Origin of the sequence: Streptomyces sp. NPDC001914, assembly GCF_042891215.1 — a bacterium.
Taxonomy (GTDB): Bacteria; Actinomycetota; Actinomycetes; order Streptomycetales; family Streptomycetaceae; genus Streptomyces.
This window is the reverse complement of sequence record NZ_JBIASW010000023.1, coordinates 17305-39736: the sequence shown is the minus strand read 5'-3', so window position 1 is coordinate 39736 and position 22432 is coordinate 17305. Positions and strand designations below refer to the sequence as shown.

Genomic DNA, 22432 nt, shown 5'->3' with positions numbered 1-22432 from the left:
GCAGACGGCACAGACACCGGCCGAGGAGACCGAGCCGGAGGTCGTCGCGCCGGTCGCGACGGAGCCGGCCGGACCCGAGGTCGTCGCGCAGGCCGCGACGGAGTCGGCCGGACCCGAGGTCGTCGCGCAGGCCGCGACGGAGTCGGCTGAACCCGAGGTCGTCGCGCAGGCCGCGACGGAGCCGGCTGAACCCGAGGTCGCCCCGCAGGCGGCGACGCAGCAGGTCGAGCCGGAGGTCGCCCCGCAGGCCGGACCGCAGGCGGTCGACGCCTCGGCCGGGCCGGAGGCCGTGGGTTCTCCGCTGCCGCCGTTGCCAGCGGCGCCCCCCGTGGCCGCCGTCGGGGGCGTGACCCCCGACGTCCCGTCGGCCCCGGTCAAGGCCAGGAAGGACCGCCGGGTGCTCCGCGCCGTCCTGCGCTGGACCGCCGCCACCGTGGTCTTCGCCGCCGTCGGCTCCGCCGCCGCGTACGGCATCACCGGCATGAAGCGGACCGACGTACCCGGTCTGGCGACGGAGAACGACGGTCGCTGGGACTATCCGACGATCTCCGAGCCGCCGCTGCCTTCCGGCAGCCCCGGTCCGTTCGCGAAGCTCAACAAGGCCGGCATCCACTACGCCGACCTGCGCGAACTCCTGCTCCCGGCGCCGGAGGGCGCCAAGGCGGACGCGACTCTGCGCGGTGAGGACGGCTGGCTGGCACGCAAGGCCTTCCTGGCGCAGTACGCAGACGCGGAGGGCCGGGAGACCCTCGGCGGCCTGCTGACCGACAACGCCCTGCGGCACATCGCCGCACGTGGCTGGACCGCCGCCGACGGCACCCGCACGCGGATCTACCTGCTGCAGTTCGACACCGCCGCCGTCGCGGAGGACATGGCCTCCACGCAGCTGGCGAACTACGACTCCCCGCAGTACGCGCTGCGCGGAGCCGACCTGACCGAGCGGGACGAGCGCTTCCCGGAGCGGTCCGCGGTCGACGACGTCACCCGGTACGCGTACACGGAGAGCAAGCCGTACGGCGCCGAACAGGTCCGCGAGGCGTATCTGTCGGCCGGGGACACCGTCGCTCTCGTCGTGCAGTCCCGCAAGGGCGGCGCGTCCGAGATCCCCTTCCAGCAGACGGTCGTGCTGCAGAGCCAGCTTCTGGGCTGAGTCCGACGGGCCCGACCGGCCCCACCTGGACGAGAGGGCCGGGTCCCAGCCGCGTAAGCTGGGGCCCGGCCTTTGTGTACTCCCCCAACTCGGCAGTGCCCGAGCGGGGACCCCGTTCCGCTCACCGAGGAGCACCGCGTGGAGATCTTCTTCGAAACCCTGCTGGCCCTGGTCTGCGTCGGCGTGCTCGCCTTCGCCGCGCTGACCGTGAAGAAGCTGTACCAGGGCCAGCGCTGACCCCCACCAAGGAACTGTTCAGCTCATGATCGAGATCCCGTCGGACCTCCACAAGGACCTGGTCCCCCTTGTCTTCCTGCTCGGCGACTGGGCCGGAGTCGGTGTCCACGACTTCCCCGGCTCCGAGAAGTGCAACTTCGGGCAGGAGGTCAGCTTCACGCACGACGGGCGGGACTTCCTCGAATACCGCTCGCACAGCTGGGTGCTCGACGAGAACGGCGAGAAAGTCCGGCCGCTGGAGACCGAGTCCGGCTTCTGGCGCGTCGACGCCGAGCGCAAGGTCGAGGTCGTCATGACCCGCGACGACGGCGTCGTCGAGATCTGGTACGGCGAGATCGCCGACAAGAAGCCCCAGATCGACCTCGTCACCGACGCCGTGGCCCGTACCGCCGCCTCCGGCCCCTACAGCGGTGGCAAGCGTCTGTACGGCTACGTGAACAGCGACCTCATGTGGGTCGGCGAGAAGCAGACCCCCGAGGTCGAGCTGCGCCCCTACATGTCCGGGCACCTGAAGAAGGTCGTCACCCCGGAGGACGTCGAGCGCTGGGCCAAGGCCCTGCCCGACGACATGCCGGACGACGGGATCGCCTTCTTCAAGTAGCATCCCGCCGCTTCCCCGACGAGGACACCGCCGCGCGCTTCCGGACCGCCCTGCCGTTCCCCAGGGCGGCTCCCACGGGACAGGCCCTAGACTTCCAGTGTGGTGAGCACCGACTGGAAGAGCGACCTCAGGCAGCGCGGCTACCGGCTGACGCCCCAGCGCCAGCTTGTCCTCGAAGCAGTGGACACCCTGGAGCACGCGACCCCCGACGACATCCTCGGCGAAGTGAGGAAGACGGCGTCGGGGGTCAACATTTCCACGGTCTACCGGACCCTTGAGCTCCTGGAGGAGCTCGGGCTGGTCAGCCACGCCCACCTGGGACACGGCGCGCCGACCTACCACCTGGCCGACCGGCACCACCACATCCACCTCGTCTGCCGCGACTGCTCGAACGTCATCGAGGCCGATGTCTCCGTCGCCGCCGAGTTCACCGCGAAGCTCCGGGAGTCCTTCGGCTTCGAGACGGAGATGAAGCACTTCGCCATCTTCGGCCGCTGCAAGGACTGCCAGGGCCGCCAGGAATGACAGAAATAAAATCGGCGACCGCTCGGTCGTAGTGTGTATGTCCATGAAGAGTTCCCTCCTGTCCCTGCCCGGCGCCGTTCCCGCCGAGGGCGTGGACGAAGGCGTCGCCGCCCACTACGGCGACCTGTTCCGTGAGCAGCGCGCCCTCGCCGACGGCGTCGGCTTCGTGGACCTCTCGCACCGCGGCGTCGTCACCGTCACCGGGGACGACCGGCTGGCCTGGCTGCACCTGCTGCTCACCCAGCACGTCACCGACCTCCCGGCCGGCCAGGCCACCGAGGCGCTGATCCTCTCCGCGAACGGCCACATCGAGCACGCGCTGTACCTCGTCGACGACGGCACGACGGTGTGGATGCACACGGAACCCGACACCCAGGACGCGCTGGTCGCCTACCTGGAGTCGATGAAGTTCTTCTACCGGGTCGAAGTCGCCGACCGCACCGCCGACTTCGCGGTCGTCGAGCTGCCGGCCGGTTCGATCGCCGAGGTCCCCGAAGGCGTCGTCGTCCGCGAGACGCCGTACGGCCGTGATCTCTTCCTGCCGCGCGCGGACCTGGAGTCCTTCGCGGAGAAGGCCGGACCGCCCGCCGGACTCCTCGCCCACGAGGCCCTGCGCGTCGAACAGCACCGGCCCCGCCTCGGCTTCGAGACCGACCACCGCACCATTCCGCACGAGCTGGGCTGGATCGGTACCGCGGTGCATCTCCAGAAGGGCTGCTACCGCGGCCAGGAGACCGTCGCCCGCGTCCAGAACCTGGGCAAGCCGCCGCGCCGCCTGGTCTTCCTCCACCTCGACGGCAGCGAGGTCGTCCTGCCCCCGCACGGCACCGAGCTGCGCCTCGTGGACGAGGACCCCGCCGGCCGCAAGATCGGCTTCATCACCACGTCCGTACGCCACCACGAACTCGGCCCGATCGCCCTGGCGCTCGTGAAGCGCAACGTGCCCGTGGACGCCCCGCTGATGGCGGACTCGACGGCGGCGGCACAGGAGGTCGTGGTCGAGCCGTAAGGCTCACATTTCCAGAAGGACCGTGAACGGGCCGTCGTTCGTCAGGGACACCCGCATCTGGGCGCCGAACCGGCCCGTGGCCACCGTGGCGCCCAGGCCGCGGAGCTGGGCGACGACCTCGTCGACCAAGGGCTCGGCCACATCGCCGGGGGCGGCCGCGTTCCAGGTGGGGCGGCGGCCCTTACGGGCGTCGCCGTACAGCGTGAACTGGCTGATGACGAGCAGTGGCGCGTCGACGTCGGAGCAGGACCGCTCGTCGGTCAGCATCCGCAGAGACCAGAGCTTGCGGGCCAGTTGGGCCGCCTTCTCCTTCGTGTCCTCGTGGGTGACCCCGACCAGGACGCACAGGCCCTCGCCGCCGATCTCGCCGACCGTCTCGCCGTCCACGACGACGCTCGCGCCGTCCACTCTCTGCACCACCGCACGCATGCGGACCATGATGCCGTGTCATGGCTGCGTCGCGCGGTGCGGGCCCTTCGCGTGATTTTCCGGGGTAACCAACCCGCCATCTGGGGCCGATCGGGTCACTCGGTCACATAGCGGCCATCTGGGGTGGCACCATGCGGGGTGTTGCGGTCCGGCCGTTGGGCGGACCGTGCCGGTCGAGGGGACGGTAGAGGTACATGAGCACATCGAGGACCGGGCAGACCGGAGCCGTGTCATTGACCCGTACGAGCGCGCGGGCGAAGGCGATGACGGCCCGGCCGCCGGTGCAGCGCACCGACAGCGGCCCGCTGGCGGCCGATCCGGCCCCGACCGGCATCACCGTGCTCCGGCTGCCCGAACTGCGGACACTGCGCCGGGACGCCCAGCGGGACGAGGCCGACCTCAGCTATGTCCGGCGGCTGCTCCAGGGACGTATCGACATCCTGCGCGCCGAGCTCGCGCGCCGTGGCGAACACCGGACGCCCGCCCCGGCCTCGGGACACCTCCCGCCCGTGGACGGGGGGAAGCCCTCGGTCGTGGAGCGGCTGTCGGAGATCCTGACGGACGCGCCGGCCCGGTACCGCTCCTCGGCCCGCCACGTGACCGTGGGCACGCCGCACGGCGAGGAGTACCGCGCGCTGGCCGCCGACATGCTCGCCGAGGTGGAGCTGTCGGACCTGGAGGCCCGTACGGACGACGAGCTGGGCGCGGGGCTCGGCCGCCTCGTCCGCTACGAGCGGCAGGTCTCCCGGCGGCGCCAGCAGCTCCAGCGCACGGCCGACGATTGCAGCGCAGAGATCGCCCGCAGGTACCGTGAAGGGGAAGCACAAGTAGACGACCTGCTCATGTGACGTGGCGGCTCCGGCGACCCCGTGGCCGAGGGGCGCGCCGGCATCCAGGAGGCGCGCTTCCGCTCCGCGCGGGCGGGGGCGCCGTCCGGGACACGACCCGGCCGCCGCCTTCCGAGCGGGTCCCCGTTCCGGAAGGCCACCGCCGATGTCCCGAGCTCCCCGCACGCCCGAAGGCCCGCGCATATCCGACGGCACCCCGGGTGCCCCGGGTGAGGCCGGCGCACCGAACACTCCGACCACGTCCGGCATCGCTCGTACGCCCGGTACGGCGCCCGCGCCCGAGGCGACTCCGTCCGACACGTCCGGGATATCAGGGATATCCGGGACATCCGGTACGCCCGGCTCGCTCCCGGTGCTCGCCGAGGTCGTGCGTTCCGGCTTCGTCGAGGGGCATCACCGCGGCAGCCTGGTCGTCCTGGCCGCGGACGGGACGGTCGAGCTGGCGCTCGGCGAGGTGGCGACGCCCGTCTTCCCGCGCTCGTCGAACAAGCCCATGCAGGCCGCGGGCATCCTGCGCGCGGGCCTGGACCTGGCCGGGGAACGCCTCGCCCTGGCCGCCGCCAGCCACTCCGGCGAGGTCTTCCACCGCGACCTGGTCCAGAAGATGCTCGTCGAGCACGGGCTGGACGCCGGTCAGCTCCAGTGCCCGCCCGACCTGCCGCTGGACCCCGTCGAGGCGGAGACCTACCTCGCCTCCGGAGCCGTCCGTGACCGGGTCACCATGAACTGCTCCGGCAAGCACACGGCGATGCTCGCGGTGTGCGCGCAGCGCGGCTGGTCCACCGAGTCCTACCTCGACCCCGGGCACCCCCTCCAGCAGCTCATCCACTCCGTGGTCGAGGAGGCCGCCGGGGAACCCGTCGCGGCGGTCGGCACGGACGGCTGCGGGGCGCCCCTGATGGCCATCACCCTCACGGGTCTGGCCCGTGCCTTCCGCTCCTTCGTCCTCGCGGCCCCCGGCTCCGCCGAACGCCGGGTCGCCGACGCCATGCGCGCCCACCCCGAGTACGTCGCCGGCACCCGGCGCCCCGACACCTGGCTGATGCGCGAGGTCCCGGGCGCCCTGTCCAAGATGGGCGCCGAAGCCGTCCAGGCGGTCGCGCTGCCCGACGGCCGCGCCCTCGCCTTCAAGATCGACGACGGCGGGGGCCGGGCCCTGGGCCCCGTCCTGGCCCGCGCCCTGGGCCTGCTCGGTGTGACGGGCCCGGTGGTGACCCGCATAGGCACCGCCCCACTCCTGGGCGGCGCCCGCGAGGTGGGGGAGATCCGCGCGGCCTTCTGACCGGGCCGGCCTTCTGACCCGGGCCAGCCTTCTGACCCGGGCCGGGCTTCTGACCCGGGCTGGCCTCCTGACCCGGGCTGGCCTCCTGACCCGGGCCGGCCCCCTGACCCGGGCCGGGCTGCGCCCGGCGAGGACCGGTCGGGCGAGGTTGTGCGGGATGCGGGCGACACCTTGGCGGGCCGGCAGGGAGCGGTTGTGCGGATTCGCGCGCGACTCCTCGGGGGGCCGACTGGGAAGGGCTTTGCCGGATGCGCACGACTCCTCGGGACTGCCGGGAGAGGCTTGTGCGGGATCGGCGCGACCCCTTGGCAGGCCCGCCGGGAGGGGTTCTGCGGCATCGGCGCGATCCCTCGACGAACCGGCCGGGACGGCCGTGCGGAAATCCGCGCGACACCCCGGCCGGGGTCCGCCTAGCGTGGCTCCATGACCTCGCACGAAGCCCTCGCCGCCCAGAACGCCACAGACGCGGCCGCAGCCGCAGCCGCAGACGTCAGGAGTGTGGACGCCGGGGGCGGGGGAGAGGCCGGAGGTGGGCGGGACGCCGGTGAGACGGCCGCTGCCGCCGTCGACGTGATCGACGTACGGCCGATCGCCGGATCCGACCTCCGGGACTGGCTGCGCGCCGTGAAGACGGGGTTCCTCCAGGAGCCTGCCGTCACGGACGAGGACGTCGAGAACCGCAGGACGGCGTTCATCATGGGCAGGACCCTGGGCGCGTTCGACGGCTCCCGCTGCGTGGCGACCTTCCGGTCGTTCCCGCAGGAGCTCACCGCGGTCGGCGGGGCGGCCGTCCCCGCGGACGCCATCTCGAACGTGACCGTCTCTCCCACGCACCGCCGCCGGGGCCTGCTCACCCGGATGATGAAGGCCGACCTGGCGGCGGCCAGGGAACGCGGCGACGTCGTCGCGACCCTCATCGCCGCCGAGTACCCGATCTACGGCCGGTACGGCTTCGGGCCCGCGACGACCTCCACCGAGTGGACCGTCGACATACCGCGCACCGGTCTCGACCCGCGCTGGTCGGGCCCGGCCGACGGCGGCCGTATCGACCTCGTCGACGCCGAGGACGTCCGCAAGGCGGGACCCGAACTGCACGACCGGTTCCGGCGCGCCCGGCCCGGCGCGATCAACCGCGACGCCCGGTGGTGGCAGATGAACACCGGCCTGCTGAGGTTCGCCGGCTTCCCCTGGAAGGAACCGTTCTACGCCGCCTACCGCTCGGCGTCGGGCGAGATCGAGGGCCTTGTCGCCTACACCGCGGACGACGACTGGGCGGACTCCAACCAGCCCCACAACACCGCGGAGGTGAAGTGGCTGATCGCGGTGACGCCGGCTGCCGAGCGCGCCCTGTGGAGCTACCTCTGCTCGATCGACTGGATCACCCAGGTCAAGACGGGCCGACGCGCCCCCGACGACCTGCTGCCGCAGTTCCTGCCGGACCCGCGTGGTGCCAGGCTGACCAGCCAGACGGACTGGCTCTGGGTGCGGATCCTGGATGTCGTACGGGCTCTTGAGGCGCGGACCTACGGCACCGCGGGGACGCTCGTGCTGGACGTGAGGGACGAGAGCGGACCGGACGGAGGCCGCTACCGGCTCTCGGCCGCCCCGGACGGCACGGCGACCTGTGTGCCGGTCACCGAGGAGGCGGACCTGTCGCTCTCCATCGCCGATCTGTCGACGCTGTGGCTCGGGGACGAGTCCGCGGTGCGGCTGGCGGCGCTGGGCCGGGTCCGGGAACGGCAAGAGGGCGCCGCCGCTCTGGCCGACGCCCTGCTGCGGACCTCCAGGCGACCGTGGTGCCCGGACATCTTCTGAACTGCGGTTGCCTGTAAGGGCGTTCTCCTTCCGTGCGGGTGGCGGACGACTGCCGTGACTGCTGATCCGTAGCGATTCAGTTGTGAGGTGCGGGTCGTGCGCGTGGTGCGGACTGACCGTGCTCCCGGCTCCCCTCCGGAAGGGAGCGCGGTCAGCCGGACTGGCGGACGGCGGCGTCCGCTCAGCCGGACTGGGCGAGCAGCATCACGAGGATCACGGCCCCGATGCCGCTGATGGTGGTGTTCCGGGCCTTGAGCCCGACGGACAGCGCGACGAACGCGATGATGCCCATCGGCCCGTACTCCCACTGGATGAGTTGCTCGAATCCGATGGCGAGGGCGGCGACGGCGAGGGCGACGAGCGGCATGACGGTCCCTCCTTGGGGACGGGGAGGCGGACCCCCGCTGAGGACCGTCCGCCCCGGCCACCTGGCGTCCAGGTGGAACTTCGGCGGCCAACCCTCCGGAAGTTTGACCATGTTGCGCAAGTTGGCGACCAACTCACTCTTACTTATCTCCGTGTTGGGACGACTCATAACCACCTATCCGGCAACTGCCCAAAGATGGCGGGAAGTTGTAGGGTTCTGGTTGTGGAGCCGAAGCACGCCGTCGTCAACGGACGGAACAGGTCACCACGGCCGCCGAGGTCACACCGCGAGGTGGCCGACGAGCTGCGCAGCCGGATCAGGTCCGGTGAGCTGCGGGCCGGCCAGCGCATGCCGACCCAGGCCAGACTGGCCGACGAGTTCGGCGTCGAACGCGGCGCGGTGCGCCAGGCGCTGCGCATTCTCCAGTCGGAGCACCTGCTGGTCGACGTGTCCAAGGGAAGCCCGGCGACCGTCGCGGACCATCCCGAGAGGGCTCTGACCGGGCCGCAGGCCTGGCCGCAGTCGACCATGGTGGCGCTCGCCCCGCGGATCACGGCGGCCTTCGAGGTCCCGCACGTCGCGATCGACGCGCTGTGTCTGACCGCCGTGTCGCTCACCCTCGCCATGGGCGAGCCGTTGCGCGAGATTCACGCGGGACGCATAAAACCGGCCAGGGTCGACGTCCGGGTGCTGCTTCCCAGCCGCGACATCGACCTCGCGTTCCCCGCGCCGGTCGACGGCACGGCGGACGACCGCCCGCGGCGTCGCTGGCTGGTCCAGCGCAACGCGCAGGTGCAGGTGCTGCGGCACAATCTGCTGGCGCTGCGGACCACGCACGACGTCGACGTGCGGGTCTCCTTCCGGTCGCTGCCCTTCACCCCGCCCGTGAAGCTGTACCTGCTCAACGAGGCGGAGGCGCTCTTCGCGTACTACACGCTGGCGCGGCGGGGCGAGGAGTTCGACCACGAATACCTGGAGACGTACGACGCCGAGGGCACGCAGTCGATGCTGTTTCCCTTCAGGCAGGGGGTGGGACTGCGGGACACCACGTTCGTGGAACAGTCCCACCTCTGGTTCAACGCGCTGTGGGAGACGATCAGTTCGGAACCGCTGATCACGAACTGATGGCCGGTCCCGCCACCAGCAGGGCCAGGACGACGGCTCCGATGGAGCTGCACGTGGGGTTCTTCGCCTTGATCCCGATGGTGAGCAGCAGCAGGCCGACGATGCCCGTCGGTCCGTAGTGCCATTGGACGAGTTGCTCGAAGCCGACGACGAAGACGGCCGAGAGGAGGGCGATGGCGGGCATGGTGGTTCCTCCTGCTTCTCTTCGGTGACGTGCCGGGTGCCGGGTGCCGTGGATGGGTGAGAGGAGGCAAAACTTCCGCCATCTTGGCCAAGTTGGTAACCAACTCTGGTTAGGTTGTCCCCACTTGGTAAGTATCCATAAACAACTTTCGGGTAACTCCCCAAAGATGGGAGACAGTTGTACCGTTTGGTCGTGACTCAGGAGAACGTTGTGGTGAGTGACAGCAGCAGAAGGCTTTCGCCCCCGGAGATCGCCGAGGTCCTGCGGGAGCGTATCCGCACCGGCGAGCTGAAGGCCGGCGACCGTCTGCCCACCCAGGCGGAGCTGGCCGACGAGTTCGGCGTCGAGCGCGGCACGGTCCGCCTCGCCCTGCGCGAGCTGCAGGAAGGCGGCCTGCTCAGCAACGTCAGCAAGGGCAGTCCGCCACGGATCGCGCAGGTCACTCCCACCCGCAACGGACCGCAGCCGACCATGGTGGGCCTCGCCCCGCGGCTCACCGAGGCGTTCTCCGTCCCCCACGTGCGGATCGACGCGGCCTGTCTCACCGCGGAGACGCTGATGCTGGCGCTCAGCGAGCCGGTGCGCCAGATCCACGACGGAAGGATCCGCCCGGAGCGCATCGACGCCCGGATCCTGCTGCCCAGCCGGGAGATCAACCTGGCGTTCCCCATCTCCGTGGACGACCGCGGCGACGACGACCCGGTCCACAGGCGCTGGCTGGAGCAGCGCAACGCCCAGGGCCACGTCCTGCGCCACAACCTCCAGTCCCTGCGCTCCTCGCACGGCATCGACGTCCATGTGACCTTCCGGGCCCTGCCCTTCACGCCGCCGGTGAAGCTGTACCTGCTGAACGGGACGGAGGCGCTGATCGCCTACTACATGATCGCCAGGCGGGAGGAGGAGATCTCCGCCGACGAGACGCTGGACATGTACGACACCCTCGGCACCGAGTCCCTGCTCTTCTCCTTCGAGAAGCGGTCCGGCGCGCGGGACACCGCCTTCGTCGACGAGTCCCAGAGGTGGTTCAACGCCCTCTGGGAAACCATCACCACGGACCTCAGACTCTCGTAGTGACTTCTGATACGACGCAGACTGATGCGGTGGCGACACAGACGGAGAACCTGCGGGACACGATCACCCGAGCGCGCTTCGTGCTTTTCGACTTCGACGGGCCGGTCTGCCGGCTGTACGCGGGGCACGCCGCCGAGAAGGTGGCCAGGGATCTGGTCGACTGGCTCGAACGGCAGGGGATGCGCGGGCTGTTGACCCCGCAGGAGCGTGAACACCCCGATCCGCTGGAGGTCCTGCACGCGGTCGACCGACGCCGTCCGCACAGTGACCTGGTGGCCGAGCTGGAGGCGCGGTTCACCCAGCAGGAGCTCAGGGCGGTGGCCAAGGCCTGGCCCACCGAGTACGCCGACGCGGTGATACGGACCTGGACGGCCGTGGGCGCCCGGCTGGCGATCACCACCAACAACTCGCCCCGTACAGCCGCCCGTTACCTTGAGGGCCGGGGCCTTGCCGAATGCTTCGCGCCCCACATCTACGGCCGCACCCAGGACCTGCACCACCTCAAGCCGGACCCCGACTGCCTCAACCGGGCTCTGAAGGCCCTCGGCGCGGAGCCGTCGAAGGCGCTCATGATCGGCGACACCCCCTCGGACCTGTACGCGGCCCAGCGGGCCGGGGTCCCGTTCCTCGGCTACGCGCGTCACGAGGACAAGGAGAAGCAGCTCCGGGACGCCGGGGCGGAGCATGTGGTGACGTCCATGAAGACGGTGCTCCAGGCCTTGTGGGGTCAGCGCTGAGGGGGCGTGCGCCGTGCCCCGACGGGGTGAACCGCGAGGCGTCCGCGCGCCGGCCCTCGCGAGCCGTAGCCGCTGCTCAGTGCCCGCGTCGCGGAAGGGCGAAGACGAGCTTTCGCTTGGGCGCCCAGCGCGCTGAGGAGCGGCTCTTCTGGAACTATGCCCATTCACGAGTGGTGACGGAGTACCGTTCTCCCCTCTTTTCTCTTTGGTGTGCGGTCGCGTGAGAGAACGGTCAATGTCACCCGAATCGGTTTCCTCGGCTCTGCGGCGAGCCGTTGAGGTGAGTGGCGACGCGGGAGTGGTCGAGGGACCACTCCACGGCTACCACCATGAGACGTATGTCGTTCCACTGGCGGGGTGGGCGGTAGAGGCGGAACCGGTTCGCTGGAAGTGCCGGGAGCCGCGACCCGGACTGCTGTGGTTCGACCGGCGCTGCTTCGCGTCCGAGGAGCAGCTGCTCCGGGCGTTGCAGGGGCGCATCGAGGGCATCCCCGACCTCATCCAGGCGGGCTCCGCAGGTCTTCAGCGGTTCATCGAGGGCGAGACGCTGGGAGCGCTGTACGGATCCGGCGACGGGATCCCCCGGTCCCTCTCCGGACAAATCGTTTCCCTCTTCGGGCAGTTGGCCCGTGTGAAACCCCATTCCCTGACCGTGAAACGGACGTGCACATCCGTTTACCGGGCTGCGGAAGGCGACACCGACGGCTTTTTGGAGCGGCTGATCCTTTTCACGGAAGAGGAGGTGTACCAGAGGAATATGCCCGACTTCAGAGGCCTGTTCCACGAACTCGGGCTGTACGACGCCTCTTTCGGAACGCTCCGCGAGCATGTGTCGGGACTGACCCGCCGCCCTTTCTGTCTGCTGCACGCCGATCTCCACCGCGAGAATTTCGTGGTCGACGGAGCGGGCCGGCTCTGGACGATCGACTGGGAGCTGGCGATGTTCGGCGACCCGCTCTACGACCTGGCCACCCACCTCTATCTGATGCGGTATCCGTCGGACCAGGAGGACCGGATGACCGAGCGGTGGTGCGAGACGGTCGAGAGCGTCGCACCCGGCAGTTCGGCCGGCTGGGAGGCGGACCTGCCCAAGCTGCTCGCCTACAAGAAGGCCCAGTCCGTCTTCACCGACGTCATCCGGACGGCCTTGTCGCTGGCCGAGGAGGCAGAACTCGACGAGGATCTCCTCGTCCGTGCCGGCGGCCGGGTCCGGGAAGTGATGAGCGCCGCGACGGAGCCGCTGGGAGTCGGGACGCCGTCCGAGGAGGTCGTCACGGCCTCGCTCCGGAAGTGGTTCGAGAACTACGACCCGGTCGGTGGCGAGCACCGGCCGTGACCCGCTCCGCGGCCCCCGGCCATGCGTAGGCTCGTGACCATGAGCGACACCGGACTGCGTGAACGCAAGAGGCGACGGATGTACCAGTACGTCTCCGACACCGCCATCGGTCTCTTCCTGGAGAAGGGGTTCGACGCCGTGTCCGTCGCCGAGGTCGCGGCCGCCGCCGAGATCTCCAAGCCGACGCTGTTCCGGTACTTCCCGTCCAAGGAGGACCTGGTCCTGCACCGGTTCGCGGACCACGAGACCGAGGCCGCGCGGGTGGTCGAGGAGGGCCGGGCGGCCGGGCGGTCCGCGATCGACGCGCTCCGCGAGCACTTCCTGGACGGTCTGCGCCGGGAGGACCCCGTCACCGGGCTCAACGAACACCCCGGCGTTCTCGCCTACCACCGGCTGCTCTACGGGACGCCCTCGCTGGTGGCGCGGATGTACGGGTACCTGGAGCGGTCCGAGGACGCGCTCGCCGAAGCGCTCGCGCGGCAACTGGCTGCCGGGCTCGACGCGCGGCTCGCCGCCGGACAGATCACGGCCGTGCGCCGCATCCTCGCCGAGGAGAACCTGCGGCGGATCGCGGCGGGCGAGCGGGTGGCGTCCGTACGGCCGGACGCGGTGGCGGCGACGGAGCGGGCGTTCGCCCAGCTCGCGGCAGGATTCCCCGGACTCGCCTGACCGGCTCCCGTGAACCCGGACTTGCCCGACCCGCTCCCGTGACCCCGGGCTCGCCTCACCCGCCTGTGAACCGTGACCTTGTCCGGCTCGCTCCCGTGAACCGTGACCTTGTCCGGCTCGCTCCCGTGAACCGGGACCCGCCCGGCTCGCTCCCGTGAAGGAGACCCGCCCGGCCCGCTCCCGTGAGCCTGGATCTATCGACCCCAGAAGCATGCCTAAGTTAAAAATGTTACTCGGTTACGTTATTCCGGTAGCCTGGATGGAATGACGCCACCCGACCCCGCCCGACGGCCTGCCCAGGATCCGCCGCCCACCAGCAGCCTCTCTCGCTCCCTGTCCCGCGAACGGGCCTTTCACGACACCTGCCGTGCCGCCCTCGCCGCGATGGTCGACGGTGCCGAGGAGCAGGTCGTCACCGGCGAGGACGTCTCCGCCTCCGGCGCCGACGCCGAAGTGCTCGGGTACCGGCTGCGCAGCCGGGCCAAGGAGATGCGGGAGCTGCCCCAGGGCCCGCTGTTCTTCGGCCGGCTGGACTTCCAGGACTCCGTCGCGGCGGCCGGTGACCACGCCGGGCAGAGCTACCACATCGGTCGGCTGCGGATCAGGGAACACCCGGCCGCCCCGCCCCTCGTCGTCGACTGGCGGGCCCCCGTCTCGCGCGCCTTCTACCAGGCGGGCGCCCGCGACCCCCAGGGCGTCGCCGTCCGCCGCCGGTTCGGCTGGGCCCCCGGCAGCCGAGGCGACTCCGCCGACCTCACGGGTCTGGAGGACGAACCCGTCGGGCTGCGGCGGCCGTCAACGGGAATGGCCCCGCAGGAGCGGCCCGGCACCGGGACCGCGGAGGGCGAAGCCGGCCGAGTCGAGGGCGGGGCCGCTCGGGGCGGTTCGATCCTCGCCGAGGAGATCGAGCGCCCCCGCGTCGGCCCCATGCGGGACATCGCCGCCACCATCCAGCCCGAACAGGACGATCTCGTACGGGCCGATCTGACGGCCTCGGTCTGCGTGCAGGGCGCCCCGGGCACCGGCAAGACGGCCGTCGGCCTGCACCGGGCCGCCTACCTCCTCTACACGCATCCGCAGCGCGTCCGGCGCGGCGGACTGCTGATCCTCGGCCCCAACCGCACCTTCCTGTCGTACATCGCGGAGGTACTTCCCGCGCTCGGGGAGGCCGGCGTGCGTCAGTCGACGATCGGGGAGGAGATCGCCCGCCGTCCGGTCACCGGCGAGGACGACGAACGCGCCGCGACCGTCAAGCACGACGCCCGGATGGCGCGGGTGCTGCGCCGGGCGCTGTACGGGAACATCGGCGTACCGGAGGACGACCTCGCGGTGCCGGACGGTACGTATCGCTGGCGGGTCCCGGCCGCCGTACTGCGCCGCATCGTGGACGACGTACGTGCCGAGGAACCGCCGTACGCCGTCGGGCGGGAGCGCGTGCGGACGCGGGTCGTGCGCCACGTGCGGGAGAAGGCCGAGCTGAGGGCCGGCCCGCAGACGAACGCGTGGGCGCAGCGGATCTCACGGGCCCGGACGGTCGGCGCGTACGTCGACGCGGTGTGGCCCCGGGTGCGCCCCGAGGAACTGCTCGCCCGGCTCCTCACCGACGCCGGGACGCTGGAGCGGGTGGCCGAGGGGATCCTCGACGCCGAGGCGCGGAAGGCGCTTCTGTGGGCGAAGCCGCCGCGGTCGTGGAAGTCGGCGCGCTGGTCGGCCGCCGATCTCGTCCTCCTCGACGAGATCGCCGGACTGATCGAACACCCCGAGGGATACGGCCACTTGGTGATCGACGAGGCGCAGGACCTGTCGCCGATGGAATGCCGGGCCATCGCGCGACGGGCCTCCTTCGGGTCGCTGACGGTGCTCGGTGACCTCGCGCAGGGCACGACTCCCTGGGCCGCGCGGGAGTGGGGCGAACTGCTGGGCCATCTGGGCAAGCCGGATGCCGCCGTCGTCCCCCTGACGGTCGGATTCCGTGTGCCCGGGGCCGTCGTCGAACTCGCCAACCGGGTGCTCGGCCGCCTGGACGTGGACGTCCCTCCTGCCCGGTCCCTGCGCAAGGACGGCGAGTTGAGGATCCGGTCGGCCTCCGACCTCGCGGCCGGGACCGTCGCGGCCGTACGGGAGGCGCTGGCGCACGAGGGGTCCATCGGGGTCATCACCGCGGACACGGACGTGGCGAAGGTGCGGGAGGCGCTGTGCGCCGCGGGGATGAGCGTGGCCGGGGTCGACGAACTCGGTGCCCGGATCGCGGTGCTGCCCGCGAGTCTGGCCAAGGGCCTGGAGTACGACCACGTGGTGGCCGTGGAACCGGCGGCGATGGCGGAGGCCGAGGCGCGGGGCCTGCACCGGCTCTACGTGGTGCTGACCCGGGCGGTGTCACGCCTGGACGTGATCCACACCCGCCCGCTGCCCTGGTGATTCCCGCCGCGGCGCCCACGGCCTGAGCGGGCCCGGCCGTCGGCCGGTGTCCCGCTCAAGCGGCTCAAGCGGCTCAAGCGGCTCAAGCGGCTCAAGCCGTGCAGGGCGTACGGGGCGTACGGGGCGTACGGGGCGTACGGGGCGCGACGCACTCAGATGTGCGCGCCTGTCCGGTCAGCGCCGGGCCGTGCGGCGGCGTACGAGCAGGACCGCACCCGCCCCGGCGGCGACGGCCGCGGCCGCGGCACCCGCTAGGGGCAGCGCCGGGCCGGAACCGGTGGCGGCGAGGTCACCGCCGGTGGTGGCGCTCCCCGAACCGCCGGTGGCCGAGGAGCCGCCGGTGGTGTCCGCTCCGCCGCCCGTGGTCCCGGATCCCCCCGTCGTCCCGCCTCCGCCGGTCGAACCCGAACCGCCCGCGGAACCGCTCCCGCCGGTGGAACCCGAACCGCCCGCCGAGCCGCTCCCGCCCGTCGAGCCGCCGCCCTCGACATCGAGCAGGATGTCGGCCTTGTCGTTCGCCTTGTTCACGTCGTACGGGCGGGATCCGGTGTTGAGGGCCACCGAGCCCTTGGCTCCCGCCACCGCTTTGTTGATCTTCAACTTGAAGGAGTAGGTGTTCACCTGGCCCTCATCCACCCAGTACTGCCCGACGTTGCAGGAGTAGGTGCCGGCCGCCGGGGTGTCGCAGTACTTGAGTCCCTCGACCACGGTCGTACCCGCGGGAATCCTGATCAGGGTCCGGGTCGGCACCAGGTCCGGCATGCTCAGCACCCACGCGGGACCGGCGTTGGTGAACTTCACCTTGACGCCGACCGTGTCCCCGACCCGGCCCTTCAGTTCCGTTCCGGACACCTGGTAGTCGGCCGTGTTCGCCGTGTTCACCCGCACCTTGGTCTTGGCGTACTGCGCGCCGCTGCCGGTGAGGACGGCGCCGGGCCTCTCCACCAGCTTCGCCGCGGGAGCGGTTCCGCGCACGGGTCCGTGAGCCTGCTCGTCAGGGCCGAAGTCCCAGGTTCCGACGGCGACTTCGAGGTCGTCGTACAGCGCTTTGCCGAGGGCCTTGAGGCTCAGCTCGGGCGTGTAGACGACACCCGGCTCCATGACCTGGTCGAACTCGCAGGTCAGGTGGAACTTGGCCGGCAACTCGTCGTACGAGCCGATTTCCCACCGTGTGCAGTTCGAGGGCACGTCGGCGTAGTCCAGGCCCCGGGTGACGGTGTACGTCAGCCAGACCTTCTCCAGCGCCTTGCTGTCCTTGGTGCCCAAGGTGACCGGCGGCTCGAAGGTGCTTCCCGGCTTCCCCGCGTCGATCGGTGCGACGCTCCCCAGCACCAGCCCGGTCGGGGGAGCGTCGGCCACGGCGGAGGGCGCGCTGCCCAACGTGATCAGCGCGCCGGCGCCGACGACGCCGACGGCCCTGCGAAGTGTGCGGAGGCTGGGCTCGGAGCGGAGCATGCGGTTTACCTCTGGGTTGAAATGGCGTGGATGCAAGGCGAATTGCGGGTCGCAAGTCCCGGACATCAGACACGCACAGAGGTCGAACAGTTGTACCGGTGCCGTCGTGATCGGCCAGGGGTCACGCCTTCGTGGCGTGACGCACTTTTGCAAGCAGGTGCTTGCAATAGTTAGCGAGGATGGGGCAAGGTGGAGTCATGGCATCGCTCAACGTCGGCAATCTTGGTGAGTATCTGCGGGAACAGCGGCGCACCGCGCAGCTGTCGCTGCGGCAGCTCGCCGACGCCGCCGGGGTGTCCAATCCGTATCTGAGCCAGATCGAGCGCGGGCTGCGCAAGCCGAGCGCGGAGGTGCTCCAGCAGGTCGCCAAGGCCCTGCGGATCTCCGCCGAGACGCTGTACGTGCGGGCCGGCATCCTCGACGCCGAGCGGGACCGGGACGAGGTGGAGACGCGTGCCGTCATCCTCGCCGATCCCACGCTGAACGAGCGGCAGAAGCAGGTGCTGCTCCAGATCTACGAGTCCTTCCGCAAGGAGAACGGATTCGAGATGGCGCCGACGGACGAGACCGGTCACGGCGGCGAGGTGCCCGGCACCGGCGCGGACCGTGACTCCGACGCATCCGAGGCTCAGGACACGACGGACGCCCAGCCTTCACAGGACAGCGCCGTCCGCGGCCCCCGCACGGCCGACGGCAGCGATGCCGGTCCGCAGCAGACCGCGAGTTGACCTTATGCGGATCACCAAACCCTCAGCTGAAAGCGATTACGGGAGGACCATCGCCATGGCCATCACCGACGACATCCGCAAGGCCGCCACGGACCCGACCCCGCTCTACTTCCTCGCCGGCACCGCCGACCTGGCCGTTCAGCAGGCGAAGAAGGTCCCCGGCATCGTGGAGCAGATCCGCGCCGAGGCCCCGGGCCGGATCGACACCGTGAAGAACATCGACCCCAACGCCGTCCAGGAGAAGGCCACCGCCCGCGCCAAGGTGGCGCAGGAGAGCCTTCAGGCCAAGGTGACGGAGATCCTCAGCACCCTCGACACCGACCTGAAGAAGCTCGGTGAGTCCGCCCAGGACTTCGCCCTGCGCGGTGTCGGCGTGGCCGCCGAGTACGCCGTCAAGGCGCGCGAGACGTACGAGAAGGTCGCCGAGCACGGCGAGCAGACCGTGCGGACCTGGCGCGGCGAGGCCGCCGAGGAGATCGAGGACTTCGCCATCGCCGTAGAGCCGAGTGCCGCGCCGGTCGAGGTCAAGGAGGAGGAGAAGCCGGCGGCCGCCGCCGTGGACGCCACCTCCAAGAAGAGCCCGGCGAAGAAGGCCCCGGCCCGCAAGCCGGTCGCCAAGAAGACGACGCCGCCCGCCAAGTAGGCGAGCGGACGGACACGATTCCGCCGTGCGCGGACGGGCCGGGCACTCTCTGAGTTCCCGGCCCGTTCTCCGGGTACGGTGGCCGTAGAGACGACTCGATCCGGGCGGTGGACATTGTGCTGATGACGGCATTCGGCGGTCTGATGTGGCTGATCTACACAGCCATGCTCGTCCTCGCCGTGGTGGCGCTCGTGCTGGCCGTGGTTGCCCGCGAAGACGCCTATCGCGCCGCCGACAAGCAGAACAAGATGTTCTGGCTGATCATCCTCGGCATCACCGTTGCGGTGAACCTGCTGGTGCCGATGCTCTTCCTGCAGATCGCCGGCCTGGTCGCCACGATCGTCTTCTTCGTCGACGTCCGTCCTGCGTTGCGTGCGGTCTCCGGCGGGGGCCGGGGTCGCCGGGGCGGCAGCAGCAGTGACGGCCCGTACGGCCCGTACAACGGCGGCCGGTAACCCCCCGCCCCCGGGGTCTTCTCCCGCAACCCAGGCGTCTTTCGCCCCCTCCGCCCCTACCCGTCCCACCCCTGGGGCGCCGCCCCAGACCCCGCTCCTCAATCGCCGGAGGGGCTGAACTTTTGCCGGCCGGGGCTGACATCTTGCCCCGCACCCAGGGGAGGCCACCTGGGGCTCCGCCCCAGACCCCGCTCCTCAAACGCCGGAGGGGCTGGATTCTGCACCCGCAGCCGGAATCGGACGTGAGGGGACGTGCCGGTACATCGATGGCCGTCGCCACTGACGGTCACTTCTCTGCCCGGCAGCGGCGGCCTGATGCACCGGCGCGGCCCCGACCCACCCACCGGACCGGAACCGGCGCAGCGGGCCGAGTCAGGGCGCGCGGTCCAGCAGCAGCACGGCCACGTCGTCCGCCAGCTCCCCACCGTTGAGTTCCCGCGCCTCGTTCACCGCCGCGCGCAACAGGTCCTCGCCCTGGAGCCCTTGCGCGAGCTGACGCCGGACCATGTCCACCATGCCGTCGAGGCCCAGACGCTCATTGCCCACGCCGGTGTGACCCTCGATCAGCCCGTCGGTGTAGAGCATCAGGCTCCACGCGGCACCCAGCTCCACCTGCATCCGAGGCCAGCGGGCGTTCGGCAGCAGCCCGAGCGCGGGACCGTTGTTGTCGTAGGGCAGCAGCTCGGCCGCCCGTCCCGGACGGGAGATCAGCGGGGACGGGTGACCGGCCAGGCAGAGCCCGGCACGCCGCCCGTCCGGCGCGATGTCCACGGTGCACAGCGTCGCGAAGATCTCGTCGTTCTCGCGCTCGTGCTCCAGGACCTGCTGCAGCGTGGACAGCAGCTCGTCACCGCACAGCCCCGCGAACGTCAGGGCGCGCCACGCGATACGGAGCTCCACACCGAGCGCCGCCTCGTCGGGCCCGTGCCCGCAGACGTCGCCGATCATCGCGTGGACCGTGCCGTCGGCCGTCCGCACGGTGTCGTAGAAGTCGCCGCCGAGCAGCGCGCGGGAGCGGCCCGGGCGGTAGCGCGCGGCGAAGCGCAGCGGGGAGCCCTCCAGCAGAGGGGTCGGCAGCAGCCCGCGCTCCAGGCGGGCGTTCTCCTGGGCGCGGAGCTTGGACTCGGTGAGCCGGCGTTCGGCCTTGTCGGAACGTTTCCGCTCCACCGCGTACCGGATGGCACGGCTCAGCAGCCGGCTGTCCAGCTCGTCACGGAAGAGGTAGTCCTGGGCACCGACGCGCACCGCCTCCGTGCCGCGCTCGGCGTCACCGGACGCGGTGAGCGCGAGGACGGCGTGGCCGGGCGCGAGCCTCAGGACGTGCTTGAGCGTCGCCAGCTCGTCGGCGCCCTCCGCCGCGCGGCCCGGCGCGGGCAGCGCGAGGTCGAGCAGGATGCAGTGGACGTCGTCGGTCAGCAGCCGCTCGGCCTCGGTGAGGTTGCGGGCGGTACGGACCCGGACCGGCCTGCCGGCCGCGTCGAGCATCTCGGGCACGCCGAGCGAACCCGCCGGGTCGTCCTCGATGACGAGCAGTGTCAGGTGGGTGGTGCCGGGGTTCGGGATCGTGGTGCGGGCTTCCGGTGCTGTGCCGGCGGGGCCGCCGGTGGTGTCGCCGGATGGGCCGCCGGGTGAGAACACGGCTTGAGCCTGACCACTCTCCACGGCCGGGATCGCTCTCTGCCGCGGTACGGGTACGGGCATCGTCTGGGTTCCTTCCCTCCCCCCGAGGGCGTGGTGGGCGAAGGACCTCGACCCACCGACGGGGACCATAGCGCCCGCCGGTGCCGCAGCGGAATGGCCGACGGCGCGCCGCCGGGCAAACGGCCACCGTCATATGCCGCATCCCGTAACGCACTTGGACAGGACGCGGTTCCACCGGGGATGACGAAGGTCACGTCCCCAGGTCCGGCCGGCCGGTACAACCGTGCGGTAGGTCACGTGCGGTGGGTCACGCGCCCCCTCGCGAGGGCACCCAGAAGGCGCCGCCCCCACCAGGCCCCCTCACGAAGCCGCCCTCACGAAGCCGCCCTCACGCCCGCGCTCAAGCGGCCACCCTCACCAGGGACGCCCTGATGGCACCGCCCTCAAAGGCCCCCCACGAGGCCGCCCTCACGCGCACGCCCTCGGGCGGCCGCCCAGAAGCCCGAGGCCGCTTGCGACACCAGGTCCCGACCGGGGCCGCCCGCACCGTCAAGAGTGTCGGCGCGAGTCCTTCTCCGCGTCGGCGGACGAGGGGGCCTGCGCGTCAGGCCGCACGACGCCCAGGATCCGCATCGAACCGGCGCCCGTGATGGTGATCGTGCGCCCGGGCCGCGGGGCGTGCACGATCGCGCCGTCCCCTATGTACATCCCGACGTGGCTGGCGTCGTCGAAGTAGATGATCAGGTCGCCGGGGCGCATGTCCTTGATGTCGACGTGCTTGAGCTGCTTCCACTGCTGCTGCGAGGTGCGGGGGATGGGGTGACCGGCGGCCGCCCAGGCCTGCGAGGTGAGCCCCGAGCAGTCGAACGTCTTCGGGCCCTCGGCGCCCCACTCGTAGGGCTTGCCGATCTGGTCGGTCGCGTACTTCACGGCCTTCCTGCCCTGTTCGGACGCCTCGCTCTTGATGTCGGCGAGGACGCCGGAACTCAGCCAGGCCGACTGCGCCTGGTGGGCGGCCTCCTCCTCCAGCTTCGCGAGCCGCTCCTTCTCCTTCTTCTCGAGCTGGGACTCCAGCTTCTCGGCGTCGGAGATCCGCTTCTTGATCTTCTTCCGCGCCTCGGCCCTGGCCTCGCGGTCGGCCTCCAGCTTCCGCCACTGCGCGGAGGCGTCCTTCGAGTACTGCCGCAAGTCCTGCTGGGTGCGCGCCATCTCGTCCAGCAGTCCCTTGGTGCCGTGCTCGCCCTGCCGCACCCGTCCCGCGCCGTCCAGGAACTCCTGCGGGTCGTCGCTCAGCCACAGCCGCGCCTCGGGCGGCAGCCCGCCGCCGCGGTACTGGGCGCGGGCCGCGGCACCCGCACGGTCCTTCAACGCGTCCAGTTTCGCCTGGCCCTTGACGATCTGCCGGGCCAGTTCCACGATCTCGGTGGACTGCTTCTGGGTCTTCTCCTCGGCCGCGTTGTACGCGTCGGTGGCGACCGCGGCCTCGTGGTAGAGCTTGTCGAGCTTCTTGCGGACCGCTTCAAGGTCCTTGTTGCTCACGGGCGTCGGGTTCGCCGCGGGGGTCCTGGTCGGCGTCGGCTTCGGTGCCGGGCTCGCGTAGGCCGTCCCTGACGACGCCAGCACCACGCAGGCACACGCGCAGGCCAGGGCCATGGCCGCCGTGGTCTGACTCCACTTGCCGGATCCCATCTCCGCCCCCCACCTGAT

At 71.1% G+C, this 22432-nt stretch carries 22 protein-coding genes; 16 read left to right on the top strand and 6 right to left on the bottom strand.

The window, feature by feature from the left end:
* Window positions 1-301: 301 nt before the first annotated feature.
* The 4 genes from ACFYYF_RS37960 (at window position 302) to ACFYYF_RS37945 (ending at window position 3522) form a co-directional block, all read left to right on the top strand.
* Entirely contained in the window at window positions 302-1150 is an 849-nt protein-coding gene (locus tag ACFYYF_RS37960) for a hypothetical protein (RefSeq protein WP_388783281.1), read from the top strand.
* Between the two features lie 262 nt (window positions 1151-1412).
* Window positions 1413-1988: an FABP family protein gene (locus tag ACFYYF_RS37955; RefSeq protein WP_361679020.1), complete on the top strand. Its 576-nt coding sequence runs from the start codon at window positions 1413-1415 to the stop codon at window positions 1986-1988.
* A 99-nt stretch (window positions 1989-2087) separates the two neighbouring features.
* Window positions 2088-2513, top strand: a complete 426-nt coding sequence (locus tag ACFYYF_RS37950; RefSeq protein WP_361679017.1) for a Fur family transcriptional regulator — start codon at window positions 2088-2090, stop codon at window positions 2511-2513.
* Between the two features lie 43 nt (window positions 2514-2556).
* Window positions 2557-3522 carry a YgfZ/GcvT domain-containing protein gene (locus tag ACFYYF_RS37945; RefSeq protein ID WP_388783178.1) on the top strand — a complete coding sequence of 322 codons (966 nt, stop codon included), beginning with the start codon at window positions 2557-2559 and terminating at the stop codon, window positions 3520-3522.
* A gap of 3 nt (window positions 3523-3525) precedes the next feature.
* Here the strand turns inward: ACFYYF_RS37945 and dtd are convergent, their stop codons facing one another.
* Entirely contained in the window at window positions 3526-3951 is a 426-nt protein-coding gene (dtd, locus tag ACFYYF_RS37940; protein ID WP_361679011.1) for a D-aminoacyl-tRNA deacylase, read from the bottom strand.
* A gap of 194 nt (window positions 3952-4145) precedes the next feature.
* On the opposite strand from dtd, the gene ACFYYF_RS37935 reads away from it, so the two are divergent.
* The 3 genes from ACFYYF_RS37935 (at window position 4146) to ACFYYF_RS37925 (ending at window position 7896) form a co-directional block, all read left to right on the top strand.
* Window positions 4146-4799, top strand: coding sequence for an AmfC protein (locus ACFYYF_RS37935; RefSeq protein ID WP_388783175.1), 654 nt, complete (start codon window positions 4146-4148; stop codon window positions 4797-4799).
* 145 nt (window positions 4800-4944) lie between these two features.
* The gene (locus ACFYYF_RS37930) at window positions 4945-6081 is read left to right on the top strand and encodes an asparaginase (RefSeq protein WP_388783173.1); all 1137 of its coding nucleotides are present in this window, start codon (window positions 4945-4947) and stop codon (window positions 6079-6081) included.
* A gap of 423 nt (window positions 6082-6504) precedes the next feature.
* On the top strand, window positions 6505-7896 hold the full coding sequence (locus tag ACFYYF_RS37925; protein WP_388783171.1) for a GNAT family N-acetyltransferase: 1392 nt from the start codon (window positions 6505-6507) through the stop codon (window positions 7894-7896).
* Between the two features lie 181 nt (window positions 7897-8077).
* Here the strand turns inward: ACFYYF_RS37925 and ACFYYF_RS37920 are convergent, their stop codons facing one another.
* Window positions 8078-8263 (bottom strand): hypothetical protein, encoded by a 186-nt coding sequence (locus tag ACFYYF_RS37920; RefSeq protein ID WP_361678999.1) that lies wholly within the window; start codon window positions 8261-8263, stop codon window positions 8078-8080.
* Window positions 8264-8479: 216 nt separating this feature from the next.
* Here ACFYYF_RS37920 and ACFYYF_RS37915 point away from each other — a divergent pair, with 216 nt between their 5' ends.
* Window positions 8480-9388, top strand: a complete 909-nt coding sequence (locus ACFYYF_RS37915; RefSeq protein ID WP_388783278.1) for a FadR/GntR family transcriptional regulator — start codon at window positions 8480-8482, stop codon at window positions 9386-9388.
* On the opposite strand, the gene ACFYYF_RS37910 is transcribed toward ACFYYF_RS37915, so the two are convergent.
* Entirely contained in the window at window positions 9378-9572 is a 195-nt protein-coding gene (locus ACFYYF_RS37910) for a hypothetical protein (RefSeq protein ID WP_361678996.1), read from the bottom strand. The two genes, ACFYYF_RS37915 and ACFYYF_RS37910, sit on opposite strands and share 11 nt — an antisense overlap.
* A gap of 186 nt (window positions 9573-9758) precedes the next feature.
* Between ACFYYF_RS37910 and ACFYYF_RS37905 the strand changes: the two genes are divergently transcribed.
* The 5 genes from ACFYYF_RS37905 to ACFYYF_RS37885 all read left to right on the top strand — a co-directional run bounded on the left by ACFYYF_RS37905 (window position 9759) and on the right by ACFYYF_RS37885 (window position 15803).
* Window positions 9759-10643 (top strand): GntR family transcriptional regulator, encoded by an 885-nt coding sequence (locus ACFYYF_RS37905; protein ID WP_388783166.1) that lies wholly within the window; start codon window positions 9759-9761, stop codon window positions 10641-10643.
* Window positions 10643-11380, top strand: a complete 738-nt coding sequence (locus ACFYYF_RS37900) for an HAD family hydrolase (protein WP_388783163.1) — start codon at window positions 10643-10645, stop codon at window positions 11378-11380. The genes ACFYYF_RS37905 and ACFYYF_RS37900 overlap by 1 nt, the downstream gene beginning before the upstream one ends.
* A 757-nt stretch (window positions 11381-12137) precedes the next feature.
* The gene (locus ACFYYF_RS37895) at window positions 12138-12716 is read left to right on the top strand and encodes a phosphotransferase family protein (protein ID WP_388783160.1); all 579 of its coding nucleotides are present in this window, start codon (window positions 12138-12140) and stop codon (window positions 12714-12716) included.
* 39 nt (window positions 12717-12755) lie between these two features.
* On the top strand, window positions 12756-13385 hold the full coding sequence (locus ACFYYF_RS37890) for a TetR/AcrR family transcriptional regulator (RefSeq protein WP_388783157.1): 630 nt from the start codon (window positions 12756-12758) through the stop codon (window positions 13383-13385).
* A gap of 264 nt (window positions 13386-13649) precedes the next feature.
* Window positions 13650-15803, top strand: a complete 2154-nt coding sequence (locus ACFYYF_RS37885; RefSeq protein WP_388783154.1) for a HelD family protein — start codon at window positions 13650-13652, stop codon at window positions 15801-15803.
* Window positions 15804-15977: 174 nt separating this feature from the next.
* Here the strand turns inward: ACFYYF_RS37885 and ACFYYF_RS37880 are convergent, their stop codons facing one another.
* Window positions 15978-17258, bottom strand: a complete 1281-nt coding sequence (locus ACFYYF_RS37880) for a hypothetical protein (protein WP_388783151.1) — start codon at window positions 17256-17258, stop codon at window positions 15978-15980.
* 197 nt (window positions 17259-17455) lie between these two features.
* Here ACFYYF_RS37880 and ACFYYF_RS37875 point away from each other — a divergent pair, with 197 nt between their 5' ends.
* The 3 genes from ACFYYF_RS37875 to ACFYYF_RS37865 all read left to right on the top strand — a co-directional run bounded on the left by ACFYYF_RS37875 (window position 17456) and on the right by ACFYYF_RS37865 (window position 19084).
* Window positions 17456-17986 (top strand): helix-turn-helix domain-containing protein, encoded by a 531-nt coding sequence (locus tag ACFYYF_RS37875; RefSeq protein WP_388783148.1) that lies wholly within the window; start codon window positions 17456-17458, stop codon window positions 17984-17986.
* A 55-nt stretch (window positions 17987-18041) separates the two neighbouring features.
* Window positions 18042-18629 carry a hypothetical protein gene (locus ACFYYF_RS37870; protein WP_388783146.1) on the top strand — a complete coding sequence of 196 codons (588 nt, stop codon included), beginning with the start codon at window positions 18042-18044 and terminating at the stop codon, window positions 18627-18629.
* A gap of 116 nt (window positions 18630-18745) precedes the next feature.
* Entirely contained in the window at window positions 18746-19084 is a 339-nt protein-coding gene (locus ACFYYF_RS37865; RefSeq protein ID WP_361679087.1) for a DUF2516 family protein, read from the top strand.
* Between the two features lie 372 nt (window positions 19085-19456).
* Here the strand turns inward: ACFYYF_RS37865 and ACFYYF_RS37860 are convergent, their stop codons facing one another.
* Window positions 19457-20785 carry a PP2C family protein-serine/threonine phosphatase gene (locus ACFYYF_RS37860; protein ID WP_388783143.1) on the bottom strand — a complete coding sequence of 443 codons (1329 nt, stop codon included), beginning with the start codon at window positions 20783-20785 and terminating at the stop codon, window positions 19457-19459.
* 489 nt (window positions 20786-21274) lie between these two features.
* Complete coding sequence (locus ACFYYF_RS37855; protein WP_388783140.1) at window positions 21275-22414, bottom strand: NlpC/P60 family protein; 1140 nt, start codon at window positions 22412-22414, stop codon at window positions 21275-21277.
* Window positions 22415-22432 lie beyond the last annotated feature (18 nt).